Source organism: Flavobacterium sp. (assembly GCF_049240005.1).
GTDB lineage: Bacteria > Bacteroidota > Bacteroidia > Flavobacteriales > Flavobacteriaceae > Flavobacterium.
In genome coordinates this window covers 1-16,565 of record NZ_JBMLTK010000058.1, presented here as the reverse complement: position 1 = coordinate 16,565, position 16,565 = coordinate 1, and the positions used below count along the sequence as shown (strand labels likewise).

At 41.6% G+C, this 16,565-nt stretch carries 16 protein-coding genes and 1 pseudogene; 15 read left to right on the top strand and 2 right to left on the bottom strand.

The features are described from left to right. Positions 1–8: 8 nt before the first annotated feature. From ACOVQQ_RS05700 to ACOVQQ_RS05670, 7 genes are all read left to right on the top strand, one after another. Complete coding sequence (locus ACOVQQ_RS05700) at positions 9–701, top strand: rhodanese-like domain-containing protein (RefSeq protein WP_421817341.1); 693 nt, start codon at positions 9–11, stop codon at positions 699–701. Further along, positions 698–1,369 carry a DUF2461 domain-containing protein gene (locus ACOVQQ_RS05695; protein ID WP_421817340.1) on the top strand — a complete coding sequence of 224 codons (672 nt, stop codon included), beginning with the start codon at positions 698–700 and terminating at the stop codon, positions 1,367–1,369. The genes ACOVQQ_RS05700 and ACOVQQ_RS05695 overlap by 4 nt, the downstream gene beginning before the upstream one ends. Further along, the gene (locus ACOVQQ_RS05690; protein ID WP_421817339.1) at positions 1,369–2,451 is read left to right on the top strand and encodes a glycosyltransferase family 4 protein; all 1,083 of its coding nucleotides are present in this window, start codon (positions 1,369–1,371) and stop codon (positions 2,449–2,451) included. The genes ACOVQQ_RS05695 and ACOVQQ_RS05690 overlap by 1 nt, the downstream gene beginning before the upstream one ends. Further along, positions 2,426–4,309, top strand: coding sequence for an asparagine synthase (glutamine-hydrolyzing) (gene asnB, locus ACOVQQ_RS05685; protein ID WP_421817338.1), 1,884 nt, complete (start codon positions 2,426–2,428; stop codon positions 4,307–4,309). Before ACOVQQ_RS05690 ends, asnB begins: the two co-directional genes overlap by 26 nt. Then, entirely contained in the window at positions 4,306–5,331 is a 1,026-nt protein-coding gene (gene murB, locus ACOVQQ_RS05680; protein ID WP_421817337.1) for a UDP-N-acetylmuramate dehydrogenase, read from the top strand. The genes asnB and murB overlap by 4 nt, the downstream gene beginning before the upstream one ends. Before the next feature lie 129 nt (positions 5,332–5,460). Further along, a complete protein-coding gene (locus ACOVQQ_RS05675) occupies positions 5,461–6,567 on the top strand; it encodes a glycosyltransferase (RefSeq protein ID WP_421817336.1) in 1,107 nt (368 codons plus the stop codon). Next, entirely contained in the window at positions 6,558–7,112 is a 555-nt protein-coding gene (locus ACOVQQ_RS05670) for an RNA polymerase sigma factor (protein WP_094487485.1), read from the top strand. Before ACOVQQ_RS05675 ends, ACOVQQ_RS05670 begins: the two co-directional genes overlap by 10 nt. A 108-nt stretch (positions 7,113–7,220) precedes the next feature. Here ACOVQQ_RS05670 and ACOVQQ_RS05665 read toward each other — a convergent pair. Continuing rightward, a pseudogene (locus ACOVQQ_RS05665) lies at positions 7,221–7,421 on the bottom strand (alkylphosphonate utilization protein); the annotation flags it as partial. A 138-nt stretch (positions 7,422–7,559) separates the two neighbouring features. Here ACOVQQ_RS05665 and ACOVQQ_RS05660 point away from each other — a divergent pair. The 4 genes from ACOVQQ_RS05660 (at position 7,560) to ACOVQQ_RS05645 (ending at position 11,902) form a co-directional block, all read left to right on the top strand. Next, positions 7,560–8,321, top strand: coding sequence for a TerC family protein (locus tag ACOVQQ_RS05660; RefSeq protein ID WP_421817335.1), 762 nt, complete (start codon positions 7,560–7,562; stop codon positions 8,319–8,321). A gap of 201 nt (positions 8,322–8,522) precedes the next feature. After that, positions 8,523–9,395, top strand: a complete 873-nt coding sequence (lipA, locus tag ACOVQQ_RS05655; protein WP_094487488.1) for a lipoyl synthase — start codon at positions 8,523–8,525, stop codon at positions 9,393–9,395. Next, complete coding sequence (gene gap, locus ACOVQQ_RS05650) at positions 9,396–10,397, top strand: type I glyceraldehyde-3-phosphate dehydrogenase (RefSeq protein ID WP_421817334.1); 1,002 nt, start codon at positions 9,396–9,398, stop codon at positions 10,395–10,397. Next, positions 10,397–11,902 carry an ATP-binding protein gene (locus ACOVQQ_RS05645; RefSeq protein WP_421817333.1) on the top strand — a complete coding sequence of 502 codons (1,506 nt, stop codon included), beginning with the start codon at positions 10,397–10,399 and terminating at the stop codon, positions 11,900–11,902. The genes gap and ACOVQQ_RS05645 overlap by 1 nt, the downstream gene beginning before the upstream one ends. On the opposite strand, the gene lpxK is transcribed toward ACOVQQ_RS05645, so the two are convergent. Next, positions 11,880–12,905 carry a tetraacyldisaccharide 4'-kinase gene (lpxK, locus tag ACOVQQ_RS05640; protein WP_421817332.1) on the bottom strand — a complete coding sequence of 342 codons (1,026 nt, stop codon included), beginning with the start codon at positions 12,903–12,905 and terminating at the stop codon, positions 11,880–11,882. The two genes, ACOVQQ_RS05645 and lpxK, sit on opposite strands and share 23 nt — an antisense overlap. Positions 12,906–12,980: 75 nt before the next feature. Here lpxK and ACOVQQ_RS05635 point away from each other — a divergent pair, with 75 nt between their 5' ends. The 4 genes from ACOVQQ_RS05635 to rluF form a co-directional block, all read left to right on the top strand. After that, positions 12,981–14,075: a Nif3-like dinuclear metal center hexameric protein gene (locus ACOVQQ_RS05635; protein WP_421817331.1), complete on the top strand. Its 1,095-nt coding sequence runs from the start codon at positions 12,981–12,983 to the stop codon at positions 14,073–14,075. Between the two features lie 3 nt (positions 14,076–14,078). After that, on the top strand, positions 14,079–14,858 hold the full coding sequence (locus ACOVQQ_RS05630) for a zinc ribbon domain-containing protein (protein WP_421817330.1): 780 nt from the start codon (positions 14,079–14,081) through the stop codon (positions 14,856–14,858). A 166-nt stretch (positions 14,859–15,024) separates the two neighbouring features. After that, the gene (locus ACOVQQ_RS05625; RefSeq protein WP_421817329.1) at positions 15,025–15,870 is read left to right on the top strand and encodes an alpha/beta fold hydrolase; all 846 of its coding nucleotides are present in this window, start codon (positions 15,025–15,027) and stop codon (positions 15,868–15,870) included. Continuing rightward, a partial coding sequence (gene rluF, locus ACOVQQ_RS05620) for a 23S rRNA pseudouridine(2604) synthase RluF (RefSeq protein WP_421817328.1) occupies positions 15,871–16,565 on the top strand: 695 nt, incomplete at its 3' end.

Here is a 16,565-nt window from a genome sequence, read left to right as displayed (position 1 = left end):
TTCGTACTATGAGAATAATGCATCTAATTTCATACGCTATTTTACTGTTAATCGGTTCCTCGTGTCAAGGACAAACGACCGACTTCAAACAAGTAGATGTAACTGAATTTCAAAAACTTGCGCTGCATAAAGACGCACAACTATTAGACGTACGTACTCCCGGAGAATTCAAAAACGGAACGATTTCCAAATCGAAAAATATCGATTGGAATGGTGCCGATTTCAATAAAGAAGTACAACAACTCGACAAAGAAAAACCTGTACTCGTTTTTTGTTTGAGTGGAGGAAGAAGCAAAAAGGCGGCGGCGGCTTTGGTTTCAAACGGCTTTAAGAACGTTTACGAACTAAAAGGAGGCTACAGTGCGTATCAAAACCAAGCACAATTACCCATTCCAGAAAATCAGAAAGGAATGTCTGTGAGCGATTTTCAATCAAAATTACGCGCGCAAAAAAAGACTTTGGTTGTATTTTCGGCCTCGTGGTGTGCGCCTTGCATTAAAATGAAACCCGAGGTTGAAGCTTTTGAAAAAGCGCATCCAGAAGTACAAGTGTTGCGATTAGACGTAGAAGCAAATAAAATACTTGCTAGAGAATTTAACGTAACTACACTTCCGTACTTGCAATTTTACGAGGCTGGCGAACAAAAGTGGGCAGAAATAGGTTCATTCACAACAGCTCAATTTGAAGAAAAAACAAAATGATACAGCAAGAAGCGATAGCATTTTTAAAGGATCTGGCCGAAAACAACAACCGCGATTGGTTTCAAAGTAAGCAAGATAGCTACCAAAAATATCGAAAACACTATTTGGAATTGGCACAAGAATTACTGTCAGGCGTCCAAGAATTCGATTTAGGAATGGCCGATGTAGAAGCTAAAAAAGTGGTTTTTCGCATCAATCGCGACATTCGATTCTCCAAAGATAAATCGCCTTATAAAACACATATGGGCTTTTGGATTTCGCCCGCGCATTCCAACAATCCGAAAGCCGGATATTATTTACACCTTGATCCCAAAGGAAGTTTTCTCGCCGGAGGAATTTACATGCCCGAGGCCAAAGATTTAAAGAAAATCCGCACAGAAATAGCCTTCTTTTACGACGATCTACAGGAAATACTTTCGGAAAAAAAGTTTAAGGCTGCTTTCGGAGATTTACAACGCGACGAGCACACATTAAAAACAGCTCCAAAAGATTTCGAAAAAAATCATCCTGCCATCAAACACTTGCAATTAAAGAGTTTTATCGTGCAGCGCGATATCCCGTTCGAAGATTTATTTAAGAGCAATTTCATTTCTGATGTTGTCGCAAATTTCAAAATAATAAAACCTTTAAACGACTTTTTAAATCGCGCTTTCGACGTTGCCGACTAATGAAAAGAAAGATTTTATTTTTAGGTGAAGTGTACCGTGCCGACGCCCAAACTTGGATGCGCGGACTCGAAACCTATGGCGATTTTGAATTCGTGACTTGGGAATTGGGACAAGGCGGCTACAGTTTTAAAGATCGAACGCAGCGGATGTTCGAGTATTTATTTTGTTTACCGAAGATAAAGCGCATTATTCGAGAAGAACGTCCGGATATGGTAATTGCAGAACGAACAACTAGTTACGGATTTCTAGCTGCGCTTTCGCAAGTAAAACCCTGCGTGATTGCTCAACAAGGACGAACCGACTTATGGCCTGAAAATTCGGTTCTTTATCCGTTAAAAAAAGCCATACAGAGCTATGCATTCAAAAAAGCGGATTTGATTCATGCTTGGGGTATTGTTATGACGCATTCGATGAAGGCAGCGGGTGTAGATATGGATAAAGTGTTGGTTTTACCCAAAGGAATTGACACCGACCGTTTTTATTTTACGCGCTTTCCTAAATCAGAAGCGAAATTAAAGTGCATTGTAACACGAAGCTTACTTCCAGAATATCGACACGATTTAGTGTTAAAGGCGTTTGGAATAATAAAGCAAAGAAATGTTGATTTTCAACTAACTATAATTGGTGACGGTGCGCAGAAAGAACAGTTGGAATCCCTTGCTCGCGAGCTAAACATTAGCAAAGAGGTTGTTTTCACAGGCCGCATTCCCAATACAGCATTACCGAAATTACTGTCGGAACACCCGATTTATATATCAATGCCGGAAACCGAGGGCGTTTCAGCTTCGCTTTTTGAAGCCATGGCTGCAGGCTGTTTTCCAGTGGTAAGCAATATACCCGGAAACCAATCATTTATAACTGATTTAGAAAACGGATTGCTCGTTTCTGCATCCCCACAGAAACTAGCAGATTCGCTATTATGGATCGGGGAAAACGGAGATAAAATCCTTGAAGCCACCCAAAAAAATAGAGAATTTGTAGTCCAAAATGCGAATTATCACGTAAATATGAAGATGATCGCAGCGCGCTATCACAAACTAATCGACCAAAAACAACATGTGTGGAATAACCGGAATATTTAAAATTAAAGATAACCTCTTTACAGAAAGAGCGCTTCTTGAAAAAATGACGCTTGCATTGGAGCATCGCGGTCCGGACGACTACGGTTATTACACCGCTTCGAATTGCGGATTCGGTCACCGACGCTTATCCATACTCGACCTATCGTCGGCGGCGCATCAACCATTTACATCCGCAAATGGGCGTTTTGTAATTACGTATAACGGTGAAATCTACAATTTCAAAGAATTAGCCGACGAGCTTCGCGCCGACGGTTTTCAATTAAAATCAAATTCAGATACTGAAGTTTTAGTTGAATGCTACAGCAAATATGGAACTGCCATTTTACCTCGCTTACGCGGCATGTTTGCTTTTGCCGTTTACGATACGCAAGAGCGCAGCCTCACGCTTGTTCGCGATCGCATGGGTGTAAAGCCGCTCTATTACACCAAGCACGGAAATACGTACCTGTTTGCAAGTGAACAAAAAGCGCTTTTTAGTGCCGACATTCCGATTGTGTTAGCTACCGAAAGTATCAAAGAATACTTTTTTAATCGCTTCGCTGCGGGGACAAGCACGCTTTTTGCAAACATCAAAAAAGTGTTACCTGGTCATTTTGTAAAAATCAGCGCACAAGGCTACAGTAGCGAAACTCGATGGTGGAATTTGGGTGAAGAAATTGCAAAGTCGTCTCAAATCAATGACCCAGTAGCTTGGTTTACAGAAACTTTCGACGAATCGGTGGCATTACGCATGGTTAGCGACGTTCCTGTAGGTTTAATGCTTAGCGGTGGACTCGATTCTACGGCTGTGGCGGCTTCCTTATTTCAACAGCAGTTTAAAAACATCAATACCTTTAATGTTGCTTTCGAAGAAGCCGAACACGACGAATCGCAGTTAGCTCGCAAAGTATCGAACCAGTTTGGTTTCAAACACCATGAGTTGGAAATTAACGGCAGCGATTTTTACGGCAATTTACTGCAATCCATCTATTTACAAGACGAACCGCTTACGCATTTGAGCGAACCGCATCTGCTAGCTTTAGCAGGTTTGGCGAAATCGAATGTGAAAGTATTGCTTTCGGGTGAAGGTGCCGACGAATTGTTTGGCGGTTATGTGCGCTACAAACCGCTCGCCTATCCAAATTTAATTCATGCGGCTCGAGTAAGCGGTGCCTTAGAATTTTTCCGTAGTTCGAAAAGGTGGGATAAACTTTACCGCTATTCTCAAATAAGCTCAAACGATGCTCGCGTTATCTATAACGGCAGTAACTTATACCCAAACGATTTAAAAAAGCAGTACAATTTGGCTTCCGAGCCTGAAAACGCTTATCGTTATCAAATTTTGGCAGAAGCGAAACAATTGTATCCCAATAATTTACAAAGACAGGCGCTGTACTTTGATCAGCATACGTACCTGGCATCGTTACTTGATCGAAACGACCGTTGTACCATGGGAGCATCGATTGAATGTCGGGAACCATTTCTCGATCACAAACTGATCATCGGCGCTGGAAAATTAGCCGATCGTTGGTTGTTCACTGGAAAAAAAGGTAAATATGTACAGAAACAATCGTTGATGAAACGTTTGCCAAAAGAAGTAACCGATTTCAGAAAAGTTGGATTAAGTGCGCCCTACACCAAGTATTTAACCCAAATAGATGCCTTGCGAAACGACGTAGAAGCGCTTCGAAAAAGTCCGATTTTCGAGTTGCCTTACTTCAAAAATATTGACAAGAACCGTTTGGTGAATGAGTTTTTCAAAAATCCGAACCAATATACTGCGGTAATAACACCTTTATTGGTTTTTCACTTGTGGCATAAAATCTATAACGCGAAATTTGGCAGCATAATCACCGACGCACCAATTGAATTTATATGACGCCCGACAAAAACGTATCGCTAAAGCCGTTCAACACCTTTGGAATTGATGTAACAGCTCAAGAACTTTACACGGCAAACACTTTGTCTGAGCTGGTAGAAATTGTCGAAGAATTAAAAGACAGCAACTACTTTGTATTAAACGGAGGCAGTAATATATTGTTGAGTCGCGATATTGAAATTCCGGTAGTGCGAGTTAATTTTTCGGGAATTGAAATTCTAGATGAAGACGACGATTTTGTTTGGATAAAAGCGCAAGCCGGACAGAATTGGCACGAATTGGTGGTGTACAGTTTGGAAAATGGCTACGGCGGATTGGAAAATTTATCGCTCATTCCCGGAAACACGGGAACTGCACCGATGCAGAACATTGGTGCCTACGGCGTAGAAATCAAAGACGTGATGGTGTATTGCGAAGCTTTGCACCGAAAAACAGCAGAATTTAAAACTTTCCATACCGACGATTGCCAATTTGCGTATCGCGAAAGCATTTTCAAAGGAGCGCTAAAAGGTATGTACATCATTACCGCAGTTGTATTCAAACTCACAAAACGAAACCACCAGTTACATTTGAATTACGGCGATATCTTGCAAGAATTGGAAAATGCCGGCATCAGCGAACCTAGGCCGATAGATGTAAGTCGTGCGGTGATTAAAATCCGCCAATCGAAACTTCCCGATCCAAAAGTATTGGGCAACAGCGGTAGTTTTTTCAAAAATCCGATTATTAGTGCCGATAAATTTGCGGAAGTACTGGCCAAACATCCCGATATCAAATATTACTTACTCGAAGATGGAACAGTAAAAGTACCCGCGGGATATCTGATCGAAAAGTCCGGTTACAAAGGATTTCGTCGCGGAGACGCAGGAGTGCATGAAAAACAAGCGTTGGTACTTGTAAATTACGGTTCGGCGAGCGGACCTGAGTTGTACCAATTAGCCTTGGAAGTCAAACAAGTGGTTTTTGATACGTTTGATATAGCTATTGAACCCGAAGTTAATTTAGTTCCCGAATCGGTTTAAGGTAAATTGTGCGAGAGTTTCGTGCTTTGGTATGCATTTCTTTGAGAAGTAGCTGACTGAAATCCGACAAAATTTTTTAATCGAACGCAGCTTTGTACCTTTGCCGCCGACAAAACTGAACAGCTAGCTATGTATGCCATTTTACTTTGTGTTTTTGCCGTTGTGGTTGTGCTGCAACTCCTTTATTATTGGGCTGTTTTTGCGAAATTTAGCTTTAAACCCGTTCGCAGCGGAACGCCAAAAAAAATTGGTGTTTCGGTTTTAGTTTGCGCTAAGAATGAAGAGAAAAACGTTGAACGACTCATTCCACTTTTAGCTGCGCAAGAGTATCACGATTTTGAAATTGTTTTGATTGACGATGCTTCTAGCGATGATACTTTAGAGGTCTTTGAACAGTTTCAGGCGCAATACCCCTTGATTAAGATCGTTAAAGTAGTTAATAACGAAGCTTTTTGGGGCAACAAGAAATTTGCACTGACATTAGGAATAAAAGCAGCCACAAAAGAATATTTACTTTTTATTGATGCCGATTGCGTTCCGGCGTCAAATCAGTGGTTAAAGGAAATGGCCGGACAGTTTACCATGCAAAAAACCATTGTTTTAGGCTATGGAAAATACCGAAAAATACCCAATTCATTTTTGAATAAACTAATTCGATACGAAACCTTGTTAGCTGCCGTTCAATATTTTGGATGGACTTTAGCCGGAAAACCGTACATGGGAGTTGGCCGAAATTTAGCCTATAAGCGCGAGGAGTTCTTCAAAGTAGATGGATTTAGAGATCATTTAAAATTGCGTTCGGGCGACGACGATTTATTTGTGAATCAAGTAGCCACCAAGAAAAATACGACCTATGCCGATGCACCACATGCATTTACCATCAGCGAACCGAAGACAACTTTTGGAACTTGGTTTCGCCAAAAGCGCAGGCATTCGACAACTGCAAACTATTACAAAGCATTCGATCGGATACAGCTATCTATTTTTTATGCTACACAACTAGCTTTTCCAGTATTGGCAACCGTATTGCTTATTGCCCAATTTGAATGGATTATCGTAGTGTCGCTAATTGGTTTACGATACCTCTCAACGTGGTTGTGTTTAGGTTTCACAGCTGGAAAACTACAGGAAAAAGATACGATGTATTTTTATCCAATTCTTGAAATAGCATTGGTTTTCACACAATTGTGTATCTTCATTGCCAATACGTTTTCAAAACCAGTTCAGTGGAAATAAATCAGTACATACAATTAGCTATTGCAGGCGATCAAACGGCTTTTACGCACTTGCTCGACAGGTACTGGAATGAAGTTTACGGTTTTATGCTGAAACGAACTGAAAACGAAACAGATGCAGAAGATATTACTATTGAAACATTTGCTAAAGCGTTCGATAAGCTAAAAACCTACAACCCCGAGTTTAAGTTCAATACCTGGCTGATTGCCATCGCCAAGAATGTACACATTGACCTGATTCGCAAGCGAAAAGCTTTGCATGAAATTCACAATTTAGGCGATGAAGAATTGGCATATGGCGTTATCGACGATACACCATCCGCGGAAGATGTGCTCATTACAGAACAAAATTTATCGAACTTGCTTCGACAAATCAAGCAGCTCAAACCGCATTACCAGCAAGTAATTCAAATGCGGTACTTCCAAGAATTGTCGTATCAAGAAATTGCGAACAAAACCAATGAACCACTTAATAACGTGAAAATTAAATTGCTTCGCGCAAAGAAATTACTGGCTGAAATCATTGCCAACGAAGGCGAATATTAGCACAGAAATTGAGTTGAAACAACTGTGCTGAAGCAGATTTACCAAATGTGTTTTCTTGTAATCGATTTGTGATTTGAAAGATTTAAATTATTGATAAAGCGGATTGCATTAGGCTTTTTTCACAAACTCGGTACGTAAAACTAAGGCAACTTTGTTCACTCGACAGTCGATCTCTGCGGCGTCGTCGGTTAAGCGAATGTTTTTAACAACTGTTCCGCGCTTTATGACTGCCGAACTACCTTTCACTTTTAAATCTTTAATAACGGTAACTGTGTCGCCGTCTTGTAACAAGGTTCCGTTGGTATCTTTTACTTCCATGGTTTCGAATTAAATCTGCTTGTATTTTAAGCGGCCAAAGGTAACAGAATAAAATTTGTTAAAGTACCCTAAACAAGATACAACAAAGCTTAAACAGCAACTAAATTTGCGCACAAACTAACAAAACTTATGGAATACGAGTTACTTATTTCGTTACTCAGCTTAATTGCCTTAGAGGTTGTTCTAGGAATAGACAACGTAATCTTTATCAGTATTTTAGCCAACAGATTACCTGCCAGCGAACAGAAAAAAGCGCGCCGATTGGGATTAATTCTTGCCGGAATTTTGCGAATTGGTTTACTGCTGATTATTGGCATTATTCTCAAACTCGAAGAACCTTTGTTTCATGTTTTTGAAAAAGGATTCTCGGGTAAAGACCTGATTTTAGTTGCGGGAGGTTTGTTTTTGTTGTACAAAAGCGCAACTGAAATTCATCATAAAATGGAAGGTGTTAGCGGCGATCAAACCGTAAAAACAGCGGCGGTAACCTTTGGAAAAGTATTGGTTCAGATTTTAATTATGGACATGGTTTTCTCGATTGATTCGATCATAACAGCTATTGGAATGGTTCGCGAAGTGTGGGTTATGTATGTTGCAGTTATTGTAACAGTTGCCATAATGATGTTTGCTGCCGAACCTATCAGTAATTTCGTAAACAAGCATCCGGCGTTTAAAATGTTGGCGTTGGCCTTTCTTTTGTTGATCGGATTTTCGCTTGTAGCGGAAGGTTGCGGTGTGGAAATTCCGAAGGGATACATCTATTTTGCCATGGCGTTTTCGCTTTTGGTTGACGTGTTACAAATGCGTATGCACGGTGGTGCTAAGCCCGTTGAGATTCGGGAACACTACGACAGGAAAGAAGCAGAAGAATCGGATAAGACTGTGTTGTAACGCTTTTGCGGCTCCGATTGCAACGGAAAGCGCGCAAAAAGCAATTTGCTGCGTGAACCGAAGCAAAACGGCGACCGCAGGAAGCCCGTTGTGCGCCGAGTGAACGCGCATATTTCTTTTGCGTACTTGAAGTGAAAAGCGGGAATTGCCGCCCACAAAAAACAAGATTTTAAACGTATCTTTACCTCGTAATTTGAAACTATGGAGACGGTTTTAGAACAACAAAACACTACGCAAGCCAAGCCAAAATGGCTAAAGGTGAAACTGCCGATCGGAAAAAAATACACCGAATTACGCGGTTTGGTAGATCAATATAAATTAAACACGATTTGCACCTCGGGAAGTTGCCCGAATATGGGCGAATGTTGGGGAGAAGGAACGGCAACGTTTATGATTCTCGGCAATATTTGTACGCGTTCGTGTGGTTTTTGTGGCGTGAAAACAGGCAGACCCGAAACCGTTGATTGGGAAGAACCTGAAAAAGTTGCGCGCTCTATTAAAATCATGAATATCAAACACGCGGTTATAACTAGCGTAGATCGCGACGATTTAAAAGACGGTGGATCGATCATTTGGGAAGAAACGGTGGCTGCCATCCGACGTATGAGTCCGGGAACCACTTTAGAAACGCTTATCCCCGATTTTCAAGGAAACGAGCGTCAGCTTGACCGCATTGTTGCAGCCAATCCAGAAGTGGTATCGCACAATATGGAAACGGTACGCCGACTAACACGTGAAGTACGTATTCAGGCGAAATACGATCGTTCATTAGCCGTTTTAAAATATTTGAAAGCCAACGGAATTAACCGAACAAAAAGCGGAATTATGCTTGGTTTGGGAGAAACTGAGGCCGAAGTTATGGAAACCATGCGCGATTTACGTGCCAACGATGTTGACGTAGTAACGATTGGCCAATACTTGCAGCCGAGTAAAAAACACCTGCCTGTGAAAGAATTTATCACACCTGAGCAGTTTAAAAAATACGAAGAATACGGCTACAGCTTAGGATTTAGACACGTTGAAAGCGGTGCCTTGGTTCGCTCGTCGTATAAAGCACAAAAGCACATTTTATAAGTGGCAAAAATTAGAGTTGGCATTAACGGTTTTGGCCGCATTGGACGCACTTTATTACGTTTATTGGCGCGAGAAACCGACATTGAAGTAGTTGCTATAAACGACGTTGCCGACAAAAGTACGATGCTTCATTTGTTGAAGTACGACAGCATTCACGGTATTTTAGCGGATGAAATAGAAGCAACGGCTGAGGGTTTTAAACTGAATCAGCATCAGATTAAGTATTCGCAACACGGCAATCCGGCCGACATTACCTGGGATCGGCACTCGGTGGATTACGTTATTGAAAGTTCCGGAAAGTTTAAAACCGTCGACGAGCTTTCGCAGCATTTGAAAACAGGTGTGAAGAAAGTAATTTTAGCAGCTCCATCGGAAACGGAAGCGATAAAAATGGTGGTTTTAGGCGTAAACGAAGCGGTTTTAGACGGCAGTGAAAAACTGATTTCTAATGCGAGTTGTACGACAAATAATGCGGCACCTATGTTGAAAATTATCGCCGAATTGTGCGGTATTGAGCAGGCGTACATTACAACGGTTCACTCCTACACTACTGACCAGAGCTTGCACGATCAGCCACATAAAGATTTGCGGAGAGCACGAGCGGCATCACAGTCGATTGTGCCAACCACAACCGGAGCAGCAAAAGCGCTTACGCGTATTTTTCCAAATTTATCTAATAAAATGGGCGGAGGCGGTATACGCGTTCCGGTTCCCGACGGTTCGTTAACCGATATTACTTGCTATGTGAGTCGGGAAACCAGTGTTTCAGAAATTAATGCGGCGTTCCGATTTGCAGCAGAAAACAGGTATAAAGGAATCCTTGCTTACACCGAAGATCCAATTGTTTCGGTAGATATTTTGGGAAACCGAAATTCGTGTTTGTTTGATGCGCAACTAACCTCGGTCATCGATCGAATGGTCAAAATTGTAGGTTGGTACGACAACGAAACAGGTTATTCGTCGAGAATAATTGACCTTTTGCGGCATATAGCCAAAAAATAATGCTACTTTTGAACAGTAACTTAAAAATTTTGCAAGGTTTTCTCAGATATAAATCTTTAGTTCTCGTAGTTGCACTATTGCTGTGTAACGGCTACGTGTGTGCTATCCAGCCTAGCTTTTCTGTAAAGCCTATTTTATTCTCATCATTAAACGAACCGACAAAAGAACAGGGTATTAATGCCAATATCAAGGCCGACGTTTCTTTAGATCATGCAGGAGAGCGATTTTCTAAGCTAATAAACATCTTGAGCTTTTCATCGGTTGCGATTTTGTCGTTGCTATGTATGTCGCTGTACCGAAATAACCGCATTCGAAAGCAAAGTAATCAGGCCTTGAAAGAGAAAAACCAAGAACTGCAAATCGCTAAAGAGCGCGCAGAAAAAGCCTCGGCAGTTCGATCTGAGTTTTTATCGACAGTTAGTCATGAGCTGCGAACGCCTTTGCACGCCATCACCGGATTAACGCACTTGCTGTTATCTGAAAAACCGGAAGCACATCAACTAGAGTATTTGAATTCGTTGAAATTCAGCGCGAATCACCTGCTGAATTACATAAATGAAATTCTCGAAATCACACGAATTGAATCGAATACCTTAGAGTTGGATGAATGTTATTTCGACATCCGTGTTCTTTTGCAAGACTTGGTTAGCTCTATTCAGGAATTAGCGAAAGAGCACCGAAACGAATTAATCTTAGAAATAGACGATAGTATTCCCACTCGAACATTTGGTGACCGCACCAAGTTATCACAGGTGTTATTGAATTTACTTAATAACTCTTTGAAGTTTACTTCTAACGGAAGTGTCAAACTACTTGCGCGTGTTGGTGCGTTTGATAAAGATCGGGTATCGATAGAATTTATCATCAGCGATACGGGAATTGGAATTCCAAAAGATAAAATCGACACCGTATTTGATAGCTTTACACAAGGCAGTAACGAAATCAATCGCAAGTACGGCGGAACTGGTTTGGGCTTGGCCATTGTAAAACGCATTTTAAGCGTTATGGGTTCAAAAATAAAGGTCGAAAGTGAAATGGGAAAAGGCAGTACCTTTAGTTTTACTTGCTATTTTACCTATGAAGAAGTATCGAATGTGCAAGCACCCGAAAAAGTTGTAGACGAAAGTGTGCTTATGGAAAAGAAAGTTCTTTTAGTTGAAGACAATAAAATCAACCAAATGATCACCAAGCGCATGCTGGAAAAGAAATCGATTTTATGCGAAATTGTCGAAACCGGCGAAGATGCAGTTTCTATACTAAAAGAGCGCAAATTTGATTTGGTTTTGATGGATGTTCACTTACCTGGAATGAATGGAACGACCGCTACCGAGCAAATCAGACATTTCGATTCCACCACGCCAATAATTGCTTTAACGGCAATTTCTTTATTGGAAAATCGCGATATGCTCATGGGATATGGAATGTCGGAAGTAATTACAAAACCATTTGAACCGACTACGTTTTACAAAACGATCGCCCAGTTTATGAACGTTTCCGCGGAATAGCAGTGCAATTAGCGAACTTGCGCTCGAACGCCGCTAAAAAATTTGCCTCGTCTACGAACTGCACCTGAATAGGTAAATAACACAAACCCGGCTTTTCCCAAACCGATTTTACCCGAACATAATCTTTCTCGGTCGTTACAACCAAATCGGCACTTTTTTGAATCATCGCCCGTTCCGACTCCGTCAAATTATGATGATCAGCAAATTCAAACACAGCATCGGTTGGGTTTAAAATCTGAGCTACGAACGGTTTTGGCTGTGCAATCCCTGTAAAAATCGCTTTTTTAAGTTGTGGAAGTTCCGATGTTTTAAGCTGAAAATCGCCTTCCGTTTGCTCGGCATAGCCAACAGTACTGAAAAAAACTTCGGCTTTCGAATAGCGCTTAATTTCAGACATATACGAAGCTAAAACCTCGACATTTAAATCCGGTGGACATTTGGTAATTATGATCAAATCTGCTCGCTTGGCGCCGTTGCGGTATTCGCGCAAGTTTCCGGTAGGCAGTAAAAAATCGGTAAAAAAAGGTTGCTCAAAAGTGCTTAGTAAAATCTGAATATCCGGTTTTACATAACGGTGTTGAAAAGCATCGTCGAGCAAAATGATTTCGGGTTGGAAAATACACCGACTCAACAATTCGATTCCCCGACGTCGATTCGCATCAACGGCCACTTGAATTTGCGGGAATTTCCAATGGTATTGAAAAGGCTCATCACCTAGGTCGGCTACCGTAGAATTGGCCGAAGCGAGCACAAAACCTTGCGATTTCCGTTTGTAACCGCGGCTGAGAACAGCTACACGATGAGATGCACTCAACGTGCGAATTAGATATTCGACATGTGGTGTTTTACCTGTTCCGCCGACCGACAAATTTCCAACGCTGATAACCGGTACATCAAACGTTTTTCCACGCAGCAGCTGAAAATCGAACAGCAAATTGCGTACAGCGGTTATCCAACCGTAAATGACAGCAAAAGGAAAGAGAAGAAACCGAAGAAATTTCATAGGCGTTTGCAGTAACCCACAGCGAATGGTTTCGTTGCTGCGCAAATATCGATACTTTAGCGAAAATTTTAGTGTATGAAAGTAGGTGAAATTTTAAAAGTGCTGGAAAGCCTTGCTCCATTGCGGCGTGCGGAAGATTTCGACAACGTTGGCTTATTATTGGGAAATACCCAGCAAACAGTGACGGGCGTTCTGGTTTGTCACGATGCTTTGGAAGCAGTAGTTGATGAAGCTGTGGCTAAAAACTGCAATTTTATTGTGGCGTTTCACCCAATTATTTTCGGTGGTTTGAAGTCGATTACCGGAAAAAACTACGTGGAACGTGCCGTTTTGAAAATGATCAAAAACGATATTGCACTCTATGCTATTCACACGGCTTTAGACAACGATGCGGCGGGCGTAAGTGCGTACTTGGCCGAAGCCTTGGGTTTACAAAATTGTCGGTTTCTCGTTCCTAAAAAAGAACAGCTCCGCCAATTAACTACCTACGTACCCGTAGCCAATGTTAACCAAGTAAAAGATGCGCTTTTTATGGCGGGTGGTGGCCACATCAGTAATTACAGCGAATGTAGTTTTTCAAGCAACGGAACAGGAACGTTTAAACCAGAAGCAGCCGCGACGCCAGTAATTGGTTTTATTGGCACTCGTTCTGAGATTAGCGAAGTTCGATTGGAATTGCTTTTTGAAGCCGGACAAGAAGCCGCACTTTTAAACGCATTGAAAGAGGCACATCCGTACGAAGAAGTTGCCTACCAAATTTACAAATTGGAAAACGAAAGTTCGAACGCGGGTTTGGGATTGATTGGCGAATTAGAAAACGAACTTAGCGAAGTTGATTTTTTACAACTGACGAAAAGTGTTTTGAAAACACCCGTTTTGCGTCACAGTGCTTTCATTAATAAGAAGATAAAGCGCGTGGCAGTACTTGGTGGTTCGGGAAGTTCGGCAATACACGCGGCAAAAAGAGCGAAAGCCGATGTATATATTACGGCCGATTTAAAGTATCACGACTTCTTTAGCGCTGAAAATCAGCTACTTTTAGTTGACGGCGGACATTACGAAACCGAGCAATTTACAAAATACAAAATCGCTGATTTTCTTAAAGAAAAATTGCCTAATTTTGCAATCATTTTAGCGAATACGAATACTAATCCGGTAAATTACCTGTAATATATGGCTAGCACAAAAGAATTGACTGTAGAAGATAAGTTAAGAGCGATTTACGATTTACAATTAATTGACTCACGAATTGACGAAATCCGCAGCGTGCGTGGTGAATTACCTTTGGAAGTGGAAGATTTAGAAGACGAAGTTGCGGGTTTGAAGTCGCGTACGGAAAAACTTAAATCGGAACTCGATGTTATTGAAGACCAAATTAAAGAGCGCAAAAACGCTATCGAGGAGCACCGTGAAGCAATCAAAAAATACACCAAACAGCAAGAATCAGTTCGCAACAACCGCGAGTTTAATTCTTTAGCTAAAGAAATTGAATACCAAGAATTGGAAATTCAATTGGCGGAAAAGCACATTAAAGAAATGCGTGCTTCTATCGAATACAAAAAGCAAGTTGTAGAACAATCGGAAGAGAAACTTTCACAGAAAGTAGAACACTTGAACCACAAGAAATCGGAACTGGAAGCGATCATGAACGAAACTTCGAAAGAAGAAACTGCGCTTCAAGCAAAATCTGAAGAGTTTCGTGCGGCTATCGAACCGCGTTTGCTCGCTGCTTACGACCGTATCAGAAACAGCGTTCGCAACGGTTTAGCGGTAGTTTGTATCGAACGTGGTGCTAGTGCCGGATCGTTCTTTACCATTCCACCACAAACACAAGTGGAAATTGCTGCGCGCAAGAAAATCATCACCGACGAGCATTCTGGAAGAATCCTTGTAGATGCTGCTTTGGCGAACGAAGAGCGCGAAAAAATTGAAGCCTTGATTGCAAGCTTGTAATAGCAGACACTTAGCATACAAAGCCGTTCGTTTGAACGGCTTTTTTTTATGTTCGATATTTCATTATATCCGTAATGTCCAAACGTCCGTACTGATTTAGCCGCGTATTTTATACAACACCGCCGAAAACCACAAGAATTTCCGACCTTTACCGCAGTTATTTTATATGCATCCGTTTTTGTACCGCATTCTCACCAAATCTATAGGCGCATTTTTAAACGTCTTGCACCTAGTTGCGCCCAAGAAAAGTGATGCTTTAGCTTTCCAGATTTTTTGTACGCCGCGCAAAGGGAAAATTCAGCTCGGAAAAATTCCTAAAGTCTTACAAACTGCCGAGAAAGAAATACACAACATTGCCGATCACGATATTGCCGTGTACCGCTTTCCAGGAAACGGCAAGAAAATATTGTTGGTTCACGGTTGGGAAAGCAACAGCAAACGTTGGAAGAAACTCCTCCCCTATCTGAAAAAAGCCCAATTTGATATTTATGCAATCGATGCTCCGGCGCACGGAAAATCTTCGGGTACGCTGTTTACCGTTCCGCTTTACGCAGAAGTCATTGCCGCTATGATTCAGAAATTCGGAATACAACAGCTTATCGCGCATTCTATTGGCGGATCGGCAAGTATTTACGCTATGCACAAAAGCAATCCGGAAACGGTCGAAAAAGCGGCTATTTTAGGTGCACCATCCGACTTAGATGTACTCATCTCTAATTACGCCCGCATTTTATCGCTGCGTCCGAGAAATGTACGCGGACTCACACAAACGTTTTCAACGAGATTTAATGTAGAAACACAGTTGTTCTCGAGTAAAATCTTCGTTAAGTCGCTGCAAATTAAAGGTTTCGTTGCGCACGACGCTCACGACGATGTAGTTGCCTTCAGCGAAAGCGAAAAAATTATTGCTAACTGGAAAGATGTTACCTTCGTACCGACCAAAAACTTAGGTCATTCGTTGCACGATGCGAATCTCTACCAACAATTACTCAGCTTTTTAAAAGCCTCATAAATGACCAAACGAATCAATAAATATATTTCCGAAAGCGGTTTCTGCTCGCGAAGAGAAGCCGACAAGCTGGTTGCCGAAGGTCGCGTTCGAATTAACGATTCCCTAGCCGAACCCGGAAGCCAAGTTGCCGAATCCGATGTGGTTTATGTCGACGGAAAAAGCATTAAACTGCAGCAAAAAAACGTGTACTTAGCGTTTTACAAGCCGGTGGGCATCGAAACTACCACCAACCAAAATGTGCGCAACAACGTTATTGATTACATTAAGTATCCCGAACGTATTTTTCCGATTGGCCGACTCGACAAAGCCAGCGAAGGATTATTACTACTAACCAACGACGGCGATATCGTCAATAAAATATTGCGATCGCGAAACAACCACGAAAAAGAATACACCGTCACGGTAAACAAACCCATAACCGAACGCTTTATTAGCCGCATGACCAACGGCGTACCTATTTTAGATACGGTAACTAAAAAATGTAAAGTCACGCAAATTAGTCAATACGTTTTTAAAATTGTGCTCACACAAGGTTTAAACCGGCAAATTCGGCGCATGTGCGAATATTTGGGTTACGAAGTTACTGCGCTCAAACGCATACGTATCATGAACATTGTTTTGGATTTGCCTGTCGGAAAATTTCGAGAATTGCGTGTCGACGAACTGAACGAATTGCAGCAGTTAATTGCCGAATC

Excerpts from the sequence above, each read along its gene's own strand:
- ACOVQQ_RS05675 (WP_421817336.1), top strand. The coding sequence starts at position 5,461 with ATGTATGCCATTTTACTTTGTGTTTTTGCCGTTGTGGTTGTGCTGCAA.
- ACOVQQ_RS05660 (WP_421817335.1), top strand. The coding sequence starts at position 7,560 with ATGGAATACGAGTTACTTATTTCGTTACTCAGCTTAATTGCCTTAGAG.
- ACOVQQ_RS05700 (WP_421817341.1), top strand. The coding sequence starts at position 9 with ATGAGAATAATGCATCTAATTTCATACGCTATTTTACTGTTAATCGGT.
- murB (WP_421817337.1), top strand. The coding sequence starts at position 4,306 with ATGACGCCCGACAAAAACGTATCGCTAAAGCCGTTCAACACCTTTGGA.
- ACOVQQ_RS05625 (WP_421817329.1), top strand. The coding sequence starts at position 15,025 with ATGCATCCGTTTTTGTACCGCATTCTCACCAAATCTATAGGCGCATTT.
- ACOVQQ_RS05690 (WP_421817339.1), top strand. The coding sequence starts at position 1,369 with ATGAAAAGAAAGATTTTATTTTTAGGTGAAGTGTACCGTGCCGACGCC.
- lipA (WP_094487488.1), top strand. The coding sequence starts at position 8,523 with ATGGAGACGGTTTTAGAACAACAAAACACTACGCAAGCCAAGCCAAAA.
- ACOVQQ_RS05630 (WP_421817330.1), top strand. The coding sequence starts at position 14,079 with ATGGCTAGCACAAAAGAATTGACTGTAGAAGATAAGTTAAGAGCGATT.
- lpxK (WP_421817332.1), bottom strand. The coding sequence starts at position 12,905 with ATGAAATTTCTTCGGTTTCTTCTCTTTCCTTTTGCTGTCATTTACGGT.
- ACOVQQ_RS05635 (WP_421817331.1), top strand. The coding sequence starts at position 12,981 with ATGAAAGTAGGTGAAATTTTAAAAGTGCTGGAAAGCCTTGCTCCATTG.
- ACOVQQ_RS05695 (WP_421817340.1), top strand. The coding sequence starts at position 698 with ATGATACAGCAAGAAGCGATAGCATTTTTAAAGGATCTGGCCGAAAAC.
- ACOVQQ_RS05645 (WP_421817333.1), top strand. The coding sequence starts at position 10,397 with ATGCTACTTTTGAACAGTAACTTAAAAATTTTGCAAGGTTTTCTCAGA.
- asnB (WP_421817338.1), top strand. The coding sequence starts at position 2,426 with ATGTGTGGAATAACCGGAATATTTAAAATTAAAGATAACCTCTTTACA.